The sequence below is a fragment of the Rhodoferax sp. genome, from assembly GCF_028714215.1.
GTDB lineage: Bacteria > Pseudomonadota > Gammaproteobacteria > Burkholderiales > Burkholderiaceae_C > Rhodoferax.
Genome location: NZ_JAQTMS010000012.1, coordinates 71,248 through 90,762, shown reverse-complemented (window position 1 = coordinate 90,762; position 19,515 = coordinate 71,248). Strand labels below are relative to the sequence as shown.

The window sequence follows — 19,515 nt, the reverse complement described above, 5'->3', positions numbered from 1 at the left end:
TTCACACGTCACCACTGTATACGGCCCGATTGGCGGTGATTTTTGCGCTGAATGGGGTTGACCTAGGGTTTGTTGTTTCATCGGCCTGTAACGCTTGAGCCCCTTGGGGCGTGGACCTTAATCGTCAAATCCCTAAGGCAAAATACCACTGGAGTCAAAGCGCACGTCCCAGGAATTCTTCGTTCGAAAATCCTCCACTTCACTGGCGCTGTAGCGGTGATTGATCGCAGAGTTGGTCAGGTTGGCAAGGTCAGAGAACTCGTCGGCGAGAAAGACACCTGGTTCATCGCCTCTTAGCGCCATTTCACCGAATTGAGTAGAGATAACGGGCAACCCCAATGCACGGTACTCGTAGTATTTGATGGGGTCGACAGACGCTGTTAGCGACGTCCGACAAAAAGGAATAAGGCCCATTGAGAATTCCTGCATTAGTCGCATGGCGTTCGGGTGTGGGCAAGCAGGAAGCAGCTCCACATTGGGCGGCAGCGACTTTGGTGGGGTTTTATAGACCGGCCCGATCAGGCGAACAAGTGTCGACGGACTTGCGGTCGCCAGTGCAGTCACGAATTCCCAATCGAACCAATGCCCGATGGTGCCGACGTAGCCGATAACGCCCGGTCCCGACCTGCCCAAATTGCCAGGAGGTGGAAGGGAATCGGTTGAGCAGGCGTTCAACACGCTAAAAAGCTTTTCTTTATGGACGCGAAAGCGGGCCAACAATGCCGTCGACGATGCCGATATCTTGGTGGCGCGTGCTGCTACCTCCTGCTCTCGGCGCTCCATGGCTCTGCGCGACAACCCATCGTAAAACGCCGGGAAATCATCCATGGCGTCATACAGTGAGGGCACATCCGGATTACGAGCCATGATCTGGAGGGCCAGCTCAGAAGGTTTGCCAATCCCAAGCAGGCAATCCCCTGCCGAAAGGAAACGATCCATGTTTGCCATTGAGTGGCGCCATAGCAAGCGGTTAAGCTTCGCGCCAATGGCCAGCGGCTCGATAGGTACTGTGCGTGGTTTGATGACGGTAAGCCATGCAGGGGGGTGCAGATCGGCTGCCAGACCTGGTTCGCGTTGCGTGTGGCTGGCTCTCCGCCTGAAGTCTGACAGCCTCGGAAATCGTGTTGGATAAGGATCAAACCAGAGCACGTCCCCGCGAAATCTAGTGTGAAACCACTCGACGAACCTGTGGGGACGCTGCGCAAAGCTGGCCCAAGGAATCGGCGACAGGTATATCAGTTTCATCAGCCAAAGTGTTCCCGAAGTACGCGGACGATTCGCTCCGACGCTCGGCCGTCTCCGTAGGGTGAAACTCCGCGGGCCATGGCGCGGTAGGCTGCTGCATCGTCCAGCAGACGTTGCGTTTCCGCCAAAATTCTCTCGAAGTTGGCACCCACCAGTTTTACGACACCTTGGTCGACTGCCTCTGGCCTCTCAGTTTCGTCCCGCAATACTAGCACGGGCTTGCCCAGCGCCGGTGCCTCTTCTTGCACACCACCTGAATCGCTAATGATGAGGTAGGAGCGCTTCATGGCAGTGACAAAGGGGGCGTACTCGAGCGGTGCACAAAGGTGAATATTTGGGAACGGCCCGAGCAGCTCATACGCTACATCCTTCACATTTGGATTCGGATGCACCGGGTAGAGGAACTGAACATTGGGGTTGCGCTCTGCCAGTGCCTGCAACGCGCGGCAGATGTTGCGGAACGGCGTGCCGAAGTTTTCCCGTCGGTGAGAGGTAACCAGAATGAGGCGTTTGTCCGAATCTAGGTCAATTCCCAGCGCGCAATCCTTGGCCGCAGTCATCAAGAGCGCATCAATGACAGTGTTGCCAGTGACAGTAATGTTGGAGTCAGAAATTCCCTCACGAAGCAGGTTCTCCCGTGAACTCTCAGTGGGTGCGAAATGCCAGCGTGCCAACCGACCTGCGATGACGCGATTCGCTTCTTCTGGGAATGGACTTTGCAGATCGCCGGTGCGTAAGCCAGCTTCGATGTGGCCAAAGGGGATGTGGTGATAAAAACAGGCCAGTGCTGCCGCCATGACTGTCGTTGTGTCACCTTGGGCAAGGACAATGTCCGGTTTCTCTGCCTCTAGCACAAGGTCAAGTTCGAGCAAAAGCCTAGCTGTGAGTGTCGTTAGAGCTTGATTGGGCCGCATGATATTCAGATCGATGTCTGGCTCAATGTCGAAAAAGTCGAGCACTTGGTCAAGCATGTGGCGATGTTGCGCAGTAGCCAGTAAGCGCACATTGGCCCAGGGTTCAGCCTTGAGCGCCAGTATCACGGGAGCCATCTTGATTGCTTCAGGTCTTGTTCCGACCACACACAGAATCTTCTTTTTCATGTCATTCAATCTGACTAACGTGCTGGAAGTCGCGCGCATTGAACTCGGCGGTCAGCGCCCATGTGTGCCGGTGCCATCCATCGATTTGTCAGTGGATGACCCGCTGGCATATTCACGAGGTAGGTCGAGTCAGGGTCGAGGAAGTAAGTCATGTGATGTCACGCGGGTTATCTATACGCATGAGGTTCCCACTTACCCCACTTTGACTCGTACAAGGCCTTGTTCTTTGCCATCAGATCCTGGCGCGCCTTTGACGGTAACTTGTCAAAAGAAGCCGAAAGATGGTGATGCACGAAGACGTCCTCGACGCACACTACCCGCAACCCCGCCTTTCTGATGCGCATGCAGTAATCGTCATCCTCAAAGAATCCCAAGCCATATACCTCATCCAGATTTCCCACCTTCTCAAACGTGCTGCGAGTCAGCATGACACAGAAGAATGCCGCCGCCTTCAGGTCCAGTAGTTGCCCAATATGACGCGTCGTGTACTGAAAGGCTTGCTGTGCCATTTCTGCCATGTCTGCGTATTCGATGTCAATGCGGGCTTCATTCCCAATGTTGTTTGTGACAGGTCCTGCCAAACCTACATCGGGGTGTTGTTGCAAGAAGCGTTTCAGCGTACTTGCCCAACCAGAAGTGGTGTAGGTATCGTTATTCAACAGGCAAAGATAATCCCCAGTGCTGAGACTCAGGCCCTGGTTATTCGCTGCCGCAAACCCCCTGTTTTCTGCATTCAAGATGAGCCTGCGCCAACGCCCTTGTGCTTGCCACTCCTGTAGCATGGCCGGTGTGCCGTCGCCTGATGCGTTGTCGACAACAATTATTTCAAGGGCCTCTAGCGGTGAATTCGACTCAAGACTGGCCAGGCAGGCACGTGTCAAGTCGATGTTGTTATACGTCACGACGACGACGCTGATTTGCGGTTTGCGCTCCAACGCAGGCGGCTCGAAGATGCCGAGCAATTGCTCGACGCGACAGTCCCATGTATTGGACAGGGCAAAGTCCTGTCGCGCGCGGATTTTGATCGGATCGATAGTGGCATTCAGCGCAGCGCTGACTGCGGCCACAAAGGCCTCAGAGGTGGCTGCTACCTGTGCGACCTGGGTAAAAGCCAGTGTTTCCGGCAACTCTATGCAAACGACCTCCAGCCCCATACTGAGGTACTCATAGACCTTGACCGGGTTGGTGGCGAGGGTCAGCGGCATGACCTTGAAGGGCAGTAACGCGACGTCAAAGGAATGCGCATAGTAGGGCAACTGCGCATAAGAAATCTCTCCGACCCATTCGATGTTGGGTACATCCGCCAGTTGACTCTGTGCTTCAGTGGTGTCTGCACCAATCATGAGAATGACCGCGTCAGGGTTCGCCAGCGCCACGCAGCGCAGCAGCGTCAAATCCAGCCACGGCGCGATCGCCCCGTAATAGCCGATGATCTTGCGCCCGCGTGGATCGGCGTAAACAATCGCCGGTTTGATCGCAAAGTGATCGTACTCGCAGCCATTACGTACAAGGTGGGTTGGGCGCCGGTACTTGGCAACTTCATCCAGTAACCACTGGGAGGTCACAGTCACGTCATCGCAGCGCCGGATCAGCAACTGCTCCGCGTCCACCATGGTGGGCGCGGTGTTGTCAAAGCCGGCATGGTGGTCCATGCAATCGTAGGCGCAACGGCTGTTTGGAATCACAGTCGCGACTTCGGTCCAGAAGGGGTGTTGCACTACCTGAATGGTGTTTGCCGTTTGTATGTGGCGCATTAACGCTCCAACGCTCAGTCTGAGATCGACTAGCATTTCCGCGCTTGGCAACTGGCTGTAGATTGAAATTGGTTTTCTGACCCGCAGGAATACCTGCAACAAACGCCCCGAAGCATCAAGCGGTTCCAAGTCAAAGCTAGGCTCTTCACCCTTGCGCAACTCCGATGAAATATAAAATACACGCCGCCCGTGCTCGGTAAGGCCTTTAGCTAGGTGCTGCGGCCGCTGGTAACGCAAATGCCAGTCAATGACCCCCCAGAAAAAATAATCGGGTAGCCCTTCGGTGGGGTGGGCTACGAACCAGCCTTGTTCATTAGACGTGTTTGTTACGGCAGGTGCCTGGGACGGCGCAGCCGAGCGTGAATGGGTGCCCAGCCACGACACCGTCGTATTGCGCAATGCATGGCGAACCGACACTGGCACCGGCATTTTGTGAAATACAGCTCTAGCGATCTGCCGCAGCCGCGCCTTGTCTTGTGGCAACCAGCCGTGACGCAGCACGCGCATGATCAGGCGCATGGGTTTGGTTATGCGCCACGAAAGACTACTGCGCATCTGCGCCAGCACGCGGTTCATCTCTATCCGGCGGGCATATTCCGTCTGGGCTTCCTGAGTTTGGGCCTGGACTTGCGCCAAAGCCGCGTCGAGTTCCACCTTCATGCGGTCGGTTGCCAGCTGGGCTTTCGCAGCCTCATCGTGCCGCACCGATTCGATTTGGCGCAGGGCCTCTATCTGGACCGCGTGAGCCCTCTGGTGCGCCTCTTGTACTGCCAGTAGGGCAGCCTGTTGTGCTTCAAAACTGCGCTCATGTGCTTGTGCCACTGCGCGCTCTGCTTCAACGCGGGCTGACGCTTCTCGCTGTTTGGCGTCACCCAAGGCAGCCTCCAGTAGCACCATGTTCTGCTGCCAGAGAGCCCTTTGCTCGGCACTTTCACGGCGAACCAGAGCTACCTCTAGATTCGATCGCCGGAGCTCGGCACTGGCACTGATTACATTGGCGATGGAGTCAGCCAGCAAGGCTGTTTGATCTGCTTGAACCCTCAGTTCGGTCACTCCAGCCCTCGACCAAATATTTGTCGGAGGCAAATGTTCCGTTGCAGTTACCGCGCCCAGCGCCGCCACCAGATAGCCTTCCGTGGGGGAAGGCAGTATCGAACTGCGCTGTGCTTGCAAAATCAGGGCCCGCAACTCGTCGGACAAGCCTTCTAGTCCTTCCACGAACGACTGACTCCAGCGCCGACCTAGGAATGATTGACCCAGATAACACAGCCCAGCTGCTTCAAATATGGCCTGCATGTCCACTAGCGGCACTTCTTTGCCATACGGCCATTGGCCGCTGGATGCCTTCTGCATACGCCAGACCCAGTACCAGTAGCAGGCTCGGTTGGGAATCAGAACCATCACGTAGCGCTTCGAGCGGCTCGCCATACCTTTGAGAAAGCGCACCTGCTCGTCGAAGCTGTAATGCTCAAGCACGCCCGCATTGAATACCAAGTCATATTCTGCTGGGCCAACTGCAAAGGCATCGGCTTCGATGGTGCGAACCCTCTCTCCGTGTTGTGCAAACAGACGGCGCGCGTAGTCCAGCGCGTTCGGTGAAAAATCCAACAAACTCACTTCATACCCGCCGCGCTGCGCCAGCGTCAGGCTCTGTGCACCTCCGCCGCAACCTGCTTCAAGGACTTTGCTTCCTCTGTCCAAGAGGGGTGTCAAGATGTCCAGTAACTCCTCGTTGAAAGCGGTCACCACATCATCCCGACTGATGTCGATCAACGGCATGTCAGCGTAGATCGCGTCCCACTTCGCCTTTTCCTGTGCCGTCGCAGACAGCGCTTGGCGCTGGCTTCGGTACGCCTTGGATCCGTAGACCATGAGCAATTGCTCGCCCGCTGGCCAGATTGTCGGGTCAATCGGAACCAGCTTCCAATAAAGCCGCACAAATTCGCCTACCGCTTCAGGCAGAGTGTGTTCGTCCCAACTGCGCCTATGAGTTTCTGACAAAGGTGTTTCGCGGTAAGGCACCAGCACCACATAAACGTCTCTAACGTGTTGCAGGTGTTCTGCAACCACGCTTCTGGGATCGTCAAAGTGTTCCAGGCAGTTGCTGCACAGCAGGGCATCGAACTTGTCCGACTCGGCAACCAGCTCATCCCAAACTGAGCCAAAGCGCAGGGCCGGGTAGAGCACGCGGGCCGCCAGGATGGCCGTTTGCGCCGCATCCAGGCCACAGACCTCGGCTCTCGGGAACGCCTGCGCCAGCAGGGCCACGCCATCACCCATGGCGCAACCCCAATCGCACATCGTGCGTCCGACTTGTGCCAGCCAGTAGGACTCTTCCACGGCGAGCCCGTCGACGGCCGCTTGGCTGAAGGCACGTGTTTGCGCCCGCCCGCCATGCGCTTCCCACTCGCTCTTGAAGTAGTACTCCCACCAAAGCGGCGAATTGACCTGCGGCTGATCCGTCATCTCATACCCTGTTCTGTGTATTGCTTCCGAACCAGTGATTTGCCATCCACCTCGGCAGGTATCACCATCAGGCCCATGTAAGCTGATTCATGCTGCACTTCTACAAACTGTGCGCCCTCAATGAAGTCATAGTAGTGTGGCGTCGTTTGCTGGCGGTCTTCCAGCGCTGTGACCAGTGTGTATTTTCCCGCATTCAACGGGTTGGCAAAGCTGAAAGTCACGATTTCTTCTTGCCCCACCAACAGCCCTGAAAACCGCCAACCCCGATCCCAGGAGCTCAGCACCAAGAGATCATGACCGCGCACGTCCTTGATCGCCAGTGCTACCGACAGCGTCTCCAGTGGCACCGGCCGTGTCAGTCGAAAACGCACGCTGATGGCAACCGTCTCACAGCCCTGCCATGTTTGAATGGGAAACCCCGCGCTGCCACGGATCAAACAACCAGTCAGCGCGCCAGACATTGAGCCCCAGCGACTCAGCGGTGGCAAGTTGGGCTGCCACGCAGTCACCGGTACCTGATCGAAATCCGGATGGGGGGATGCTGCGTCTGGTGGGCCATCGCCAAGCAAAGCTGGCACCGCACTTGATCTTTCGGCGCTTGATTCTTCACCGGAAAACAAGTGCTGCGTGTAGGCCGAAGTGACCTGGTTCACGTCGCCCTGCATCATCACCGCGCCCTCGTGGAGCCACACCGCCGAATCACAGATCTGGCGCACCATCGCGACGTCGTGGGTCACCAGCACAATCGCAACACCGCCGGCCTTGAGCTGTCTGATCGCATTCAGGCACTTGGCCTGAAAGCGCGCGTCACCAACTGCCAGCGCTTCATCAACGACCAACAGGTCGGGCTTGGTATGAATGACAACGGCAAACGCCAATCGGACAAACATGCCGCTGGAATAAGTCTTGACAGGCTGGTCAATGTAGTGACCGATCTCAGCGAAGGCGCAAATGCTGTCAAACGCCAGTTCAATCTCGCGTCGTGTCATGCCCAGCAAGCTGCCGTTCAGAAAAACGTTGTCGCGTCCTGTGAACTCTGGATTGAAGCCGCTGCCCAGCTCCAGTAACGCGGCAATCTTTCCCTCCACACGGACTTGGCCCGAACTGGGAGTCAAGGTGCCGCACAGGATCTGTAGCAGGGTGGACTTGCCTGAGCCATTGCGTCCCACCAAGCCCAGTGTGTGCGCTGGTGGCAGCTCCAGACTGACGTTCCTGAGCGCAACAAACTGCTCACCTTTGCTGGCGCGGTTCAGAATCAAATCCCAAAAGCGCCAGCCGGGGTGGACCGCGGTGGAATAGGTCTTCGATAGGTTTTGCACCCGTACCCGGGGTCGGTGCGTGTCCGATTCAATAGAATGCATGATCGCCGCCACAAGCCGTTCAGAGCACGTCTGCGAATCCAGGGCGGGTGCGTTCAAACAACCACGCGCCAAACGCCATCGCCAGCATGGCGTACATACTGAAGAGGCCGACATCGAGCCAATTCATGGCTTGGCCGAACAAACTGGCGCGCCATTGCTCGATGATGGGTGCCAGGGGGTTCAGTCGCATCAGATCGGCTAGTTCTGATGGGACCATGCTGGTGCTGTAGAAAACCGGACACAGGTACAACACAATCATCATCACCGGGCCCATGGCCTGCGCCAAGTCACGCACAAAGACGCCAGTTGCAGACAGCGCCAGACTGAGCCCCGTCACCAGCAGCACCAAGGGAAGCGCCAGCAAGGGCAGCCAAAGCCATGACCAATGCGCCTGATGCGTCAGCAGAACATAGAAAATCAGCCACATCGCCAAGTTCACCAGTAACTGAAATGCCGCGGCTCCCACCAGTTGCCAGACCAGCACCTGTAGCGGGAAGGCCACCTTCTTCACGTAGTTCGGATACGCCGCGACAGCCAACGGCGCGCGTGTCAGGGCGTCGGCGACAAAACCGAACACCATCAACCCGGCAAACAACACCAGCGCAAATTCAAACGGGCCACCGCCCTGTGTCCAGCGCACTTTCAGGATCAGGCCAAAAACCACTGTGTAAACCGTCAGGGTCACCAGTGGCTGCACCACCGCCCACACCCAGCCTACCGCGGTGCCCTGGTAGCGACTGGCAATTTCGCGCCGCACCATGGTGCCGATCAGTGCGCGCTGACTCGTCGCCAGACGCACAAAAGCCAGCAGCGGCCCGCCCGCCGCAGCTCTACGCAAGCGCCACCTCGGTCGTGTTGCCGATGATCTCTTCCACCGTGGTCAGCCCGGCCCCCACTTTGCGCCAGCCATCCGCCCAGGCCATGCTTTGTTGGCTTGCGTGAAACGCCTGCTCAATGTCGCGTGCCGTAATGCCCGGCTTGATCTGCGCGGCCAACGCATTGTCGAATGCGATCAAGTCGTAAATCCCGATTCGTCCCAGAAAGCCTGTTTGATTGCAGCGCGGACAGCCCGCTGCCTGCATCACTTTGGGTTGGGTTACACCCGCGCGATGCAGGCGCTGCGACACTGCGTCGGGAATTGGAGTTTGTGGCGCGGCGCAGCTTGGGCACAGGCGTCGCACCAGGCGCTGTGCCATCACACCTTTCAGACTGTCGGCCAGCAAAAATGAATCGACCCCCATGTCCAGCAATCGCGTCACGGCGCCAGCGGCCGTGTTCGTATGCAGGGTTGATAGTACCAAGTGTCCGGTCAATGCCGCCTGGGTGGCAATCTGCGCGGTCGTCCCATCGCGAATTTCGCCGACCAAGATCACGTCCGGGTCGTGCCGCAAGATGGAGCGCAAGGCCTGCGCAAAGTCCAGTCCGATTTCTGCGTTCACCTGAATCTGGCTGATGCCGTTCAGCTTGTACTCAACCGGGTCTTCCACAGTGACGATCTTGTCGGTGCGTCGCCCGAGCAGATCAATCGTGGTGTACAGCGTGGTGCTCTTGCCAGAACCCGTGGGGCCGGTAACCAGCACCAGGCCATTCGGCAAGCGCAGCCAACGTTCCAGCAGGTGCGCGTCAGCGTCAGACATGCCTAGGTCAAGCAAACTTTGAGGCATGCGCTCCTGGCGCAGCAGGCGCAAGACGACAGATTCGCCGCGCGCAGTCGGTATCACCGAAACCCGCACGTCAAAATTGATGCCGTTGACACGGGCATCCAAGCGGCCGTCCTGCGGCAGGCGGCGTTCGGCGATGTCCATCACCGACAAAATCTTGACACGGCACACCACCGCCTCGTAGGGGATGCTGGTGTAATGCTCCAGTTCCACCATACTGCCATCCACGCGCAGGCGAACATCAAAACCCTTTTCTGCTGGTTCCAGGTGCACATCGGAAGCGCGCAGGCTGACCGCCCTGGAGAGTACGGAATTCACCAGCTCGATCACCGGCCCCTCTTCAGCCAGCTCCTTCAAGTGCTGCAAGTCCAGGCTGCCACCAAACTGAGTCTCTGCCTGCGCAGACTGCTCGTGGCAGGCCAGAAAGTCGCTTGTCGCAACCAGCGCGAACTCAAGCACACTGCCATGCCGCATGCGCAATTGGGCCAACAGCTCGCGCGCTACCGGGCTAGGTGCGCCAGCGAGCAAGACCCGCCAGTGACTCTCACCGTTGGGCAGAAACGCAAGGCGTTGGTCTTTGCACCAGGTGGGGCTCAGGCCCATGGCCTGAGCCGCTTGTACACTTTCCGCAAACGATTCCCGGAATACCTCGCGGTTGATCAGGGGCAAGCCAGCAGATTGAGCCAAAGCGACAAAAGCACCCTGCTCCGCAACGGCACCGGTGCGCAGCAGCAAGCTTAGTAAAGAGCTGGTCTGAGCGCTGGTCTGCTGAATGTGAAGCACACTCTGCAAGGCCGAGGCTGAGAGCAGCCCATGCTGTTGAAGGCAGCGCTGCACCCACTCATCCATTAAGCAATCAACGGTCTCGGTTATATGCGGATTTACCATGGCGCTGCGATCACGGTGTGTGCCCCACCTTGAGTTGGCGTTCGACCCTGAGCCAGCCGCCAGGGGTCTGGGCCAATAAAACGACATTGCGAGTTTGGCTGGCCTGATAGTCGAACGATATCTTCGCGGGTGTCTTCGCCGTGACGGAATAGCTGGCCAATTGAGTCATAGCTTCTGGGGCTCCCGGCGGGTAGGCAAAGAGTACCAATTTCTGTGTGAACTGCACCTCACTGCCCAAGCGCATCTTCACTGTGCCGGGTAACACAATCTCATCGAACAAGAGAGCGAGAGAGGGTGACGGCGCGGGCCAGAGATTGATTCCCAAACCTTGCCAAGCCTTTGGTACGGGGGGGGGGTCCACAGTTTGCGTCCAGGCCAAACTGAAGCAGCAAAGTGCTGTTAGGCATCCTATATTGCGCAGCCAAGTGCAACAACACCAAGACAAAAACCTGCTATTCATCCTGCAATACTACCCGGTTTGATAAACGCATCATCATGCCCGTCAGCGAATGTTGTAGCCACCAAGAAAAAAGGCCCCGAAGGGCCTTTTTTCAAATCAGGCAAGTTGATTATTCTTGAGTGCCTGTGAAGGTGACTGCGCCGGAACCGATTTCGTTCTGACCGGCAGATGCTTCAAACCATGCACCATTAGGCTGAACAATGTAGTTCTGCACGCGCAGCGAGCTGGTCGGAGCCTGGATCACCAGACGTGGGTTGGTGGTCACGCCGGCCGGTTGCACCGGTGCGCCCAACAGGGCTTCGATCGCCGTGTTCGACAAGGTGACACTGCCCGCCTTCTTCACCAATGCAGCGATCGACTTCTCGGTCCCCATGCTACCGTCGCCATAGAGATAGAATCCCGTCACACCGGCGTCTTGTGATCCGGAGTTGATCACGCGGGTATACTGGTTCCAGCCGTAGGCATTGGCAGCCGCCGGGCTGTAGTTGCGCACGATCACGCGCGATGCATTGAGGGACGAGGTAAACGTGACTGCTGGGCAAGATGCGCCAACCGCCAGTTTGCCGTAGTTGAAGGCTGCCGGTGTGGCATCAATCAGTTTCACGCTCGCCGTGAAGGCCGCAGGATTCAATGCAACCGTTCCGATAGGCGTGTAGCAAACATAGCTCGCGACGCCAGTACCAGGCAAGCCGGCAGTGTTCATCGGGTAGGTCAGCGTTGCCACGGTCTTGGCGAGATTCAGTGTTGTAGTACCGCCAGCAATGGTAGTACCCACTGCACAGGTTGCAGCCGAGTTCAGCGACAACAAGCCAGCAGCGGTCTGACCAGTGAAGTCACCATTGACAGTCACTTCCAAGGTGTTGGCAGCAATTTGAATTGCTGCCACGTTGTAAGCGCCACCGGTCAGGTTGGTCGTTGCCGGGACGGCATTGGTCATCTTGACGGTGCCCAGGTTTGCAAATTCAACCGTCCCGCCAGCAGCGGTGCGGGTGAAGGTCTTGCTCACATTGGCGATGGCATCAATCTTGGCCGTATCGGCAGAAGCGGTTACGTCCACCGCAATGCCCAGAGCAGACTTGAGCAAGACCTTTTCTGGATCGTTTGGCGCGATGGTGTCGATTTGCGCTCCAGTCGAGTTACCCAGCGTCGCCTTCACCTTGACCTCGCCGCCCGTGAAAGTAGCGCAGTCATCAAAGGCCCCGGTGCCCAGAGCAGCCGACAAACCAGTCAGGAACCCAATGCGGTCAGAGAGGGCGACATCGCCAGCATCCAGCGAGCCGAAATAAATGTTCGAGCCCAAACCGTAAATGGCATTGGTGGGGATAGTGAAGCTGTACACCAGCGTGTTGTTGGCGCCAGCGCCGACACCAGCGGAGGAGGTGTAGGTGACGCCGTTAATCACCACCGGAGCAACTACCAAGGCGCCGTTCAGAGCCACAGCCGCCGCATTCGAACCAGAGGCAGCAGCCAAAAGCTTGACCGTGGGGGCGGCCGGGCCAATGCCAGCGGGAGCGCCGCCAGCAGTTGCCGTAGCGGCACGCCATGTGCCTTGAGTCGCCTTGAACACCACATAAATGGTGTTAGTACCAGCTACCGGGCCATTAATGGGCTCGGAAGTCTGATAGGTGAAGGTAGGAACCGGCACGTTGGCAATATTGGTAACCGCTTCTGCTGCGTAAATGGTGCTGGGGTTACCAGCCAATTGACCCGCTTGCGCAGAAATAGCGCCGATACCCGCCACAATTGCTGCTACGAGTTTCATTTTTTGTTTCATCTCGAATCCTTCATGAAGTTGATGAGAAAGGGGTTGAAAATAAGTAATCGCTTAGGCCAAGCAGCTTCGACATGTCTTTGCAAGACCGCGCGTAGCTCATTTCCTCCGCCAGCGCAGTATATCAGCGCTTTTCCAGAGAGCAACTGTCTTGAATGCAAAAGATCTTGCGAGTTTGTATTTTTTTTGCAACGTTGGTAAAAACCCTTGCGCTTAAACTTCCGCTCAAGACCCGTACCTTGAAAGTAGCCCCGTTGTGTTGAACTTTTTTTACCAGGCTGCCGATGCCACGGGTCAAAGACGCCGTGGCGAGCTGCAGGCCGAGCATGCGCAAGCAGCGGTGGATGCGTTGGCGGCTCAGGGCCTGCGCGTGTTTGATTTGCGGACCGCCAGCCCGGGGGGCACCGCCATGGAGGTCGGCACAGTCGCCAAGGCGGTCAGCGACCGGAAAGTGACGGCGCAACAGCGCGTCTGGCTACTCGATGAGCTTGCCACCCTTCTGGAGGCCGGCGTGGCACTGGCCGATGCCATTGACAGCCTGCAGCAAGGACACGCGCTGACGGCCTTGGGTGCGGCACTGGGCAAGATGAATACCAGTCTGCGCGGCGGTGTGGCATTTTCTGTGGCCCTGGCTGGCAGTGGGCTGGGCTTGCCGCGTTATGTGACAGAACTGGTACGGGCCGGCGAGTCCACGGGGCGCCTGGCGGGTGCGGCGCGCGCCGCTGCCCAGCAACTACTGGCCGACGACAAATTCGCCCGCGAGGTGCGCAACGCCTTGCTTTACCCGGCGGTGCTGATGAGCAGCGGGGCTTTGGCGATGCTGGTGGTGTTTGTTTTTGTGGTGCCCAAGTTTGCGACGATTCTCGCCAATCCGAAAGCTGATTTGCCCTTGATCAGTCTATGGGTACTGCATGCTGGTTTGTGGCTGGCCTCGCATGCCGTGACGCTGATGGTGGCCGTCACTGCTGCGGTGTTGTTGATGGTGTGGGCGGCGCGCCAGTCATCGGTGCGCCAGAGGGCTTGGGAACTGTTGGGGCGCATGCCGGTGCTGGGTTTGTGGGTGGTGGACGCCGAACTTTACCGTTGGAGCGCCATGCTGGCTGTGCTCACACAGCACCGGGTCGGTTTGTTGGAAGCATTGGCGCAGGCCAACAGTACCTTGCGCGCTCGGGTTCTGGCAGCTCAGGGACAGCGCGTTGCCGATTCGGTGCGTCAAGGCAAGTCCTTGGTGGCGGCGCTATCTGAGCAGCGCCTACTCGATGCCCCAGCGCTGGCGCTGGTGCGAGTGGGCGAGCGCTCGGGCGCTCTCGACAAGACGTTGGTGACCTTGGCTGCACGTTACCAAAGCGCCAGCCAGCAACGTATTCAGCGCTTCCTGGTACTGTTGGAGCCGGTTACCATTTTGCTGATTTCGGTGGTGTTGGGGGGGGTCATGATTTCAGTGATCCTGGCTGTAACCAGCCTGACCAACGTGATTTGATGGTTGATTGCTTTAAGGATCTGAATGAAAAAATCCCAAACTTTTCTCCTGCAGTCCCGCGACGGGCGGGTGCGCCAAGCAGGCTTTACCTTGCTGGAGATGCTGGTGGTGATGGTGCTGATCGGTCTGCTGGCAGGTCTGGTCGGGCCACGGCTGTTTGGCAAGGTGGATACATCGAAAGTACAGAGCACGCAGGTGCAGATCAAATTGCTGGAAAACGCGGTGTCCATGATGGCGCTGGATATCAATGCGCCGCCGCCGGCCAGCGCCGGCTTGAACTGGCTGGTGCAAAAACCCGATACCGAGCCGGTTCGCACGCTCTGGAAAGGTCCCTACATTGACGGCGCTTTGCCCAAGGATGGCTGGGGCAACCCTTTTCTGTATGAATTGCCAGGGCGCAATGGGCGCGAGTTTTCTGTCATTTCACTGGGTTCGGACGGGCAGCCCGGTGGTGAGGGAACAGCCGCCGATATTGCGAGCAAATAGGCGCAAAACCGATGCGCGGGCCTGTTGTCGTGCGAGGCTTTACCTTGATTGAGGTAATGGTGACCCTGACTTTGTTGGGCTTGCTGGTGGCTGTGGTGTTTCCGAACATGAGCCGCTGGTATGCTGGTCTGCAAAGACGTCAAGCGTTGGCTCAAGTGCGGGCACAGTTGCAGCAACTGCCAGCGGTGGCGGTGTTTGTGGGACAGGATTTGAGTCTGACCGAGGTCCTGGGGGCACAGGCCACGGTGCCGGCACGCTACCGGGTGGTATTGCCACCGGGCTGGACTCTGGTGGATGCCGGTAATTTGCGTTTTTTGCGCACCGGTTACTGTCGTGCCGGTACGGCGACGTTGACCGTCGTCGCGCAGCAGGTGAACGTTTATGTGCGCTTGCTTTCACCGATGTGTGATCTTTCCCTGGGGGAACAGGCAGTTGCAAGCCGGTCCTAAACGCCGTCCTCAAGACAGCGGTATCAGCCTGCTGGAAATGCTGGTGGCGCTGACTATCTTGGCGCTCAGTGCCACGCTTTTGTTTGACTGGGTATACCAGGTCAATACACGCATGCGTAGCCTTAACGAGCAACAGGCAAAGGCTTTTGCGCAATTGCGCGCCGTGGAGTTTTTGGGGCTTGTCAATCCGGCGATCAGCCCCAGTGGCAAGCAGGCGTTTGCCGAGTTTGTGTTGGAATGGCAATCTCGGCCGCTCACACCCATGCGCACCACGCTGGACGCAAATGACGGTCCCCTGCGCATGGAACTGGCGGTGTTTGCCGTGCATGTGCGGTTGCTGCAGTCCGGCAGCAGCCGGGTCTGGGTTGAGTTCGACACCCGCTTGCCGGGTTGGAACCGGCTGGCCGGCAGTACGCTCAATGGCGTTTCCGGCCTGGTGGTTTCGCCATGATGTTGGCCGGAAAAAGACGAGCCAACGCTGCGCTCGGCGATAGAGCTTGTCGGCAACGTGGCTTGACTTTGTTGGAGCTTTTGCTCACGGTGGTGATTTTTTCACTAGTGATCACGGTTTTTTCGCAAGCGATGTTTCAAATTGGTTTGTTCGAGCGCGCTTCCGCACGTGGCGCGGCAGGCTGGCAACGGCAATGGGTTAGCGGTTTTGGGGTGGACGACTTCTTTCACGGTTTGGTGCTTGCGCCAGAGGCGGCGCAACCGCCGGCCAGCGGCAGTGCTGGCAGTTTTTCGGCTTGGTGGCTGGAGCAGGCGGACGCGGACGTCGGCCGACCAGTGCCGGTGACACTGTCGGTGCATAAACTGGAATCGAAGGATGCGCCAACCACAGCTGCTTGGGGTATGTTCATGGTGTCTCAAGGTGGCGCCGCGATCATGCTGGCACGCTGGGAACAGGAAGTCAGCTTTCAATTCATGAATTCCGCGGGGGAAGTGTTCGACGTGTGGCCACCATTGACCTCGGCTCCAGAAACGGTGACCTATGAGGCGCTGCCGCGCGCAGTACAGGTGGTGGACCGTGTTCGCCGGTCCATTGTGCACCGGTGGGTCTTTGCTGGACTGACGCAAACAGGCTTGGCGCAGGCCAGTCTCAGAGTGCCCTTTGGGCTGGGAGTATCGCAGTGACAGGGCAACGCTTGCCGCGAGATCAGGGTTTTGCGCTGGCTGCAATTCTTTGGCTGCTGGCCGGACTGACGATTCTGATTGCCAGTGTAAGCACATCCATGTTGGCGGTCTCCCGTACCAACCATGACACGCAGGAACGGTTGCGCCTTTTGCTGGCGCAGCAGCGTGCTGTGGCCGAGGTCGCGTATCTGGTATTGACATACAAGACGCTGGGAGCGGGTGCTCAAGTGGGGCCGCGAATATTGCAGCTGGACAGTTCCACACGTTATCAGATGGGCGAGGGGACGAGCGTGCTGTTGCAGGACATGCAAGGCCTGGTCGGATTGAACAGCTCTGGGGCGGATGAAGTGCGGCGCTTGCTTGCGCTATGTGGCGCCAACCCACAGCAGGTCGATGTGATGAGCGATACCTTGCAGGATTACATTGACGCCGATTCACTGAAGCGACTCAATGGCGCGGAGGCATTCGAGTACTCTGCCGCTGGCTTGCCTGCGCCGCGCAACCAGCCTTTGCTGGATGCGCGCGAGCTGTGGCAGGTGTTTGGATGGACGCAGATGAAATCGGAGTGGGTGAAACGGGGCTGCAATGACTGGGTCAGTCTGGCACCCAATTCGCTGCTGAATTTGTGGACCGCACCAGCAGCGGTGTTGCAAGCTGTCGGTCTCTCCGCGGACCAGGCCGCGGCTGCGGTGGCAGATCGCGATCAGTCTCGTGAGCAGCCTTTGCTTTCCCCCTACTTGCTGGCTTATCGCAGTCTAAACGAGGGCGCTGGCTTGGGAGGCAGCCGCTTTGCAGTGCGCAGCCGGGGGCAGGTACGGCTGACTGTGACACTGGAGACGGGCGGATTGGCGCGCCGTCTGGTGCTGGAGCGGGGCAGCAATAACCTTGTGGTGCCGTTCTTGCTGTCCCAGTTCGAGTGGATGCCGACCCCATCTGTCGGGGCCGACGGGCAGTCGATTGGCCCAAGTTACCGGTTCACCGATAATCTGGCAAGTTTTTTCTTGGTGGCCCCTGGTCAAGCAAACGTTTCTGATGCGCAAGTACCCCTGTTACCTTTTTTCCAACCCTGAAGAGTTACCGCTGCCGACCGGCAAGCTGTGGGGGCGTGGGCCGGTGTTGGTGCTGGGGCGGCAGTTTTGCGTGCACTTTGCGCTCGACGCCAGCGGTGTCCCTGGGCATCGAGTGTCCGGTTTTGTCGGTTTGCAGGTGACCCGCCTGGCACCATTTGCCCACTGCGGTGGAATTTTTGTGCGTCAGGGGGCCAAGATTCACGTGTGGGTTTGGTCCCAAGAAATGGTGAGTGCCCTGCAACTCAAGTTGGGCGCGGGGAAGGCGCATTGGCGCGTGTTGCCGGAATCGCTTTGGGGCGAGGTGCCGACACGAGGCACGGTGGTTCAGACCTGCGCGGCGGGGGTTGAAGCTTTGCGTTTTGAGGGTGGACATTTGCAGGACGCAATGTGGTGGCCGGAGATGCCGGGCGAGCCAATATTGAAGGCATTTTCCGGCGACACAGTGGTATCGAAGGCGGCCGATTCGGCACGTGAACGGGTGCTCAGCCGGCGACGCTGGGCCAAAGCGGCACAAGCGGTGCCAGTATTCGGTGCAGAGTCGCCAGTGCATGGTTTGGCAGCCTGGTTCAGGGCGCCGCTGGCGTGGGTCATACTGGGTTGGTTGACGTTGGGGCTGGCGGGGGCCCACGCGGGGTGGACACTGGCCAGCGGGCACCGTGTTGCGCAAGCGAAGTTGGCAGCCCAAGCCGAACTTGATCACTTGCTGGATCAGGGCACACGCGATGCCAAGGGTCGTTCGGGCGGGGCGTCGACGGAGGATGTGCAGTGGGTCAACGAGGTGCGGCAGTTGACGCGTGGCGTGCGATTGGATGACCTGTTACGGCAGTTGGCAGAACCGCTGGCCGCTCGTGGACTGCTGATTCGCGAGTTGGTAATTGACCGGGATGAAGTCAAGCTGGGATTGGTATCGGGTTATGGTGGGGCGGTGGATCTGGATGAGGCGATTGCGGCGATTGAGGCAGTTGGCCTGTGGCAGCGAGTCGAGTTGCTTGACTTTGCGAACCCGCTACTGGCTCGTTTTCGGCTGAAATTGAAAGCGGTGGTCGGGTTGGGAGCGCCCGCATGAGGAATGTTTATTCACGTGTTGTTGCCTGGGTTCTGATGAGTCTGGCGGTGGGGCTGTTGGCCTGGACACTGGATCAACAGGACGAGAACGCGGCCTCTGCGCAGGCGACGCGCGCGCTGGAGCAGCAGGTACGGCGTTTGCGAACGACGGCCCAGCCGGCGCGGCCTTCGATGGCCGATAGCGCCGCCGTGGCGGCATTGGCGCAAGCTTGGCGAACAGCGGCGCAAAGCCACGGCAGTGATGCCCACAACACAGCGGCGATGCTGGAGCGGGTCAAGGCGTTTTGCGAAGCCTCGGGATTGAGCGAATGCCAGATTAGGCGATCCAGTGTGCGCAGCGGCGGCATGGCACAAACGGCGGCGCCGGTCGGGCTGTCCACGCGGCTGGCACCGCATGCCATTAATGTGCTGGCACGGTTTGATGCGCAGGGCGTGAATTCATTCGCCCGGAGCTTGGCGGAGTCGGGGCTGCTGTACCGCATGGAGCGTGTGAATATTGTGCAAAATCGGGCTGAGTGGGACATCGTCTTTTATGTGCTGTCAAGCGAAGCCGCAACATCGGGTTCCACGGTACAGCCGTTCGGCAAATAGCATGAACAAGCTCTGGGTGCAAAAAGCTAGAGAATTCAAGTGGCATGCCGCTGGTTTGCTCTGGCTGCTGTTGGCCACTGCGACGGGTTATGGCGTCGGCTGGGGCGAAGGACGGACGTCGTCAGCGCCAACACCGCCGTCAAAGGAGACGGCGCAGCGAGCACAAGCTCCCGATGTGGCGTTGACCGCCGACCCGATACTCGCAAAGGTTGCCAGTGATGTGCCGGCAAGGTCGAGCCGGGAGTTGCGGATTTGGGAGGCTACACCAGTGCTTGTGGCCACGCCCGATGGCAAAACCAAGCCACTGACGCCCGAGTTCTGGAAGATTTCCGGAGTGTTCGAGACGCCGCAAGGACGCATGGCGATTGTGGAGTATTCAAGTCCACGCGCCAGCGAGTATTTGAAAGTGGGCAAGACTTTGCCCAATGGAGCCAAAATCGTTGCCGTGGATCAGAAGAGCATCACGGTGAAGACGAGGGTGGCAAATCAGTGGAAAATGATTGTTTTGGATTTTGATGTCAATAATTTCTAAGT

At 58.3% G+C, this 19,515-nt stretch carries 16 protein-coding genes; 9 read left to right on the top strand and 7 right to left on the bottom strand.

Going from position 1 to position 19,515, the window contains the following annotated elements; genetic code table 11:
* Positions 1–132 precede the first annotated feature (132 nt).
* The 7 genes from PHS32_RS08140 to PHS32_RS08110 all read right to left on the bottom strand — a co-directional run bounded on the left by PHS32_RS08140 (position 133) and on the right by PHS32_RS08110 (position 12,709).
* A complete protein-coding gene (locus tag PHS32_RS08140; protein ID WP_301078419.1) occupies positions 133–1,245 on the bottom strand; it encodes a glycosyl transferase in 1,113 nt (370 codons plus the stop codon).
* Positions 1,245–2,345, bottom strand: coding sequence for a UDP-N-acetylglucosamine 2-epimerase (non-hydrolyzing) (wecB, locus tag PHS32_RS08135; protein ID WP_301078418.1), 1,101 nt, complete (start codon positions 2,343–2,345; stop codon positions 1,245–1,247). Before wecB ends, PHS32_RS08140 begins: the two co-directional genes overlap by 1 nt.
* A gap of 167 nt (positions 2,346–2,512) precedes the next feature.
* A complete protein-coding gene (locus tag PHS32_RS08130) occupies positions 2,513–6,565 on the bottom strand; it encodes a glycosyltransferase (protein WP_301078417.1) in 4,053 nt (1,350 codons plus the stop codon).
* Positions 6,562–7,983 carry an ABC transporter ATP-binding protein gene (locus tag PHS32_RS08125; protein WP_301078416.1) on the bottom strand — a complete coding sequence of 474 codons (1,422 nt, stop codon included), beginning with the start codon at positions 7,981–7,983 and terminating at the stop codon, positions 6,562–6,564. The genes PHS32_RS08130 and PHS32_RS08125 overlap by 4 nt, the downstream gene beginning before the upstream one ends.
* A complete protein-coding gene (locus tag PHS32_RS08120; protein ID WP_301078415.1) occupies positions 7,946–8,764 on the bottom strand; it encodes an ABC transporter permease in 819 nt (272 codons plus the stop codon). Before PHS32_RS08120 ends, PHS32_RS08125 begins: the two co-directional genes overlap by 38 nt.
* Positions 8,757–10,436, bottom strand: coding sequence for a GspE/PulE family protein (locus tag PHS32_RS08115; protein WP_301078414.1), 1,680 nt, complete (start codon positions 10,434–10,436; stop codon positions 8,757–8,759). Before PHS32_RS08115 ends, PHS32_RS08120 begins: the two co-directional genes overlap by 8 nt.
* Positions 10,437–11,044: 608 nt before the next feature.
* The gene (locus PHS32_RS08110; protein WP_301078413.1) at positions 11,045–12,709 is read right to left on the bottom strand and encodes a hypothetical protein; all 1,665 of its coding nucleotides are present in this window, start codon (positions 12,707–12,709) and stop codon (positions 11,045–11,047) included.
* A 256-nt stretch (positions 12,710–12,965) separates the two neighbouring features.
* Here PHS32_RS08110 and PHS32_RS08105 point away from each other — a divergent pair, with 256 nt between their 5' ends.
* From PHS32_RS08105 to PHS32_RS08065, 9 genes are read left to right on the top strand one after another with little or no spacing between them, the layout of a single operon-like run.
* Positions 12,966–14,186 (top strand): type II secretion system F family protein, encoded by a 1,221-nt coding sequence (locus tag PHS32_RS08105; protein WP_301078412.1) that lies wholly within the window; start codon positions 12,966–12,968, stop codon positions 14,184–14,186.
* Positions 14,187–14,210: 24 nt separating this feature from the next.
* A complete protein-coding gene (gspG, locus tag PHS32_RS08100; RefSeq protein ID WP_301078411.1) occupies positions 14,211–14,672 on the top strand; it encodes a type II secretion system major pseudopilin GspG in 462 nt (153 codons plus the stop codon).
* Between the two features lie 11 nt (positions 14,673–14,683).
* Positions 14,684–15,121 carry a prepilin-type N-terminal cleavage/methylation domain-containing protein gene (locus PHS32_RS08095; RefSeq protein ID WP_301078410.1) on the top strand — a complete coding sequence of 146 codons (438 nt, stop codon included), beginning with the start codon at positions 14,684–14,686 and terminating at the stop codon, positions 15,119–15,121.
* On the top strand, positions 15,054–15,572 hold the full coding sequence (locus tag PHS32_RS08090; RefSeq protein ID WP_301078409.1) for a prepilin-type N-terminal cleavage/methylation domain-containing protein: 519 nt from the start codon (positions 15,054–15,056) through the stop codon (positions 15,570–15,572). Before PHS32_RS08095 ends, PHS32_RS08090 begins: the two co-directional genes overlap by 68 nt.
* Positions 15,569–16,255 (top strand): prepilin-type N-terminal cleavage/methylation domain-containing protein, encoded by a 687-nt coding sequence (locus tag PHS32_RS08085; RefSeq protein WP_301078408.1) that lies wholly within the window; start codon positions 15,569–15,571, stop codon positions 16,253–16,255. The genes PHS32_RS08090 and PHS32_RS08085 overlap by 4 nt, the downstream gene beginning before the upstream one ends.
* Positions 16,252–17,325 carry a type II secretion system protein GspK gene (locus PHS32_RS08080; RefSeq protein ID WP_301078407.1) on the top strand — a complete coding sequence of 358 codons (1,074 nt, stop codon included), beginning with the start codon at positions 16,252–16,254 and terminating at the stop codon, positions 17,323–17,325. Before PHS32_RS08085 ends, PHS32_RS08080 begins: the two co-directional genes overlap by 4 nt.
* Positions 17,288–18,391, top strand: coding sequence for a hypothetical protein (locus PHS32_RS08075; RefSeq protein ID WP_301078406.1), 1,104 nt, complete (start codon positions 17,288–17,290; stop codon positions 18,389–18,391). The genes PHS32_RS08080 and PHS32_RS08075 overlap by 38 nt, the downstream gene beginning before the upstream one ends.
* Positions 18,388–18,981 carry a hypothetical protein gene (locus tag PHS32_RS08070; RefSeq protein ID WP_301078405.1) on the top strand — a complete coding sequence of 198 codons (594 nt, stop codon included), beginning with the start codon at positions 18,388–18,390 and terminating at the stop codon, positions 18,979–18,981. Before PHS32_RS08075 ends, PHS32_RS08070 begins: the two co-directional genes overlap by 4 nt.
* 1 nt (position 18,982) lies before the next feature.
* A complete protein-coding gene (locus PHS32_RS08065) occupies positions 18,983–19,513 on the top strand; it encodes a hypothetical protein (protein WP_301078404.1) in 531 nt (176 codons plus the stop codon).
* The last annotated feature ends 2 nt before the right edge of the window (positions 19,514–19,515 follow it).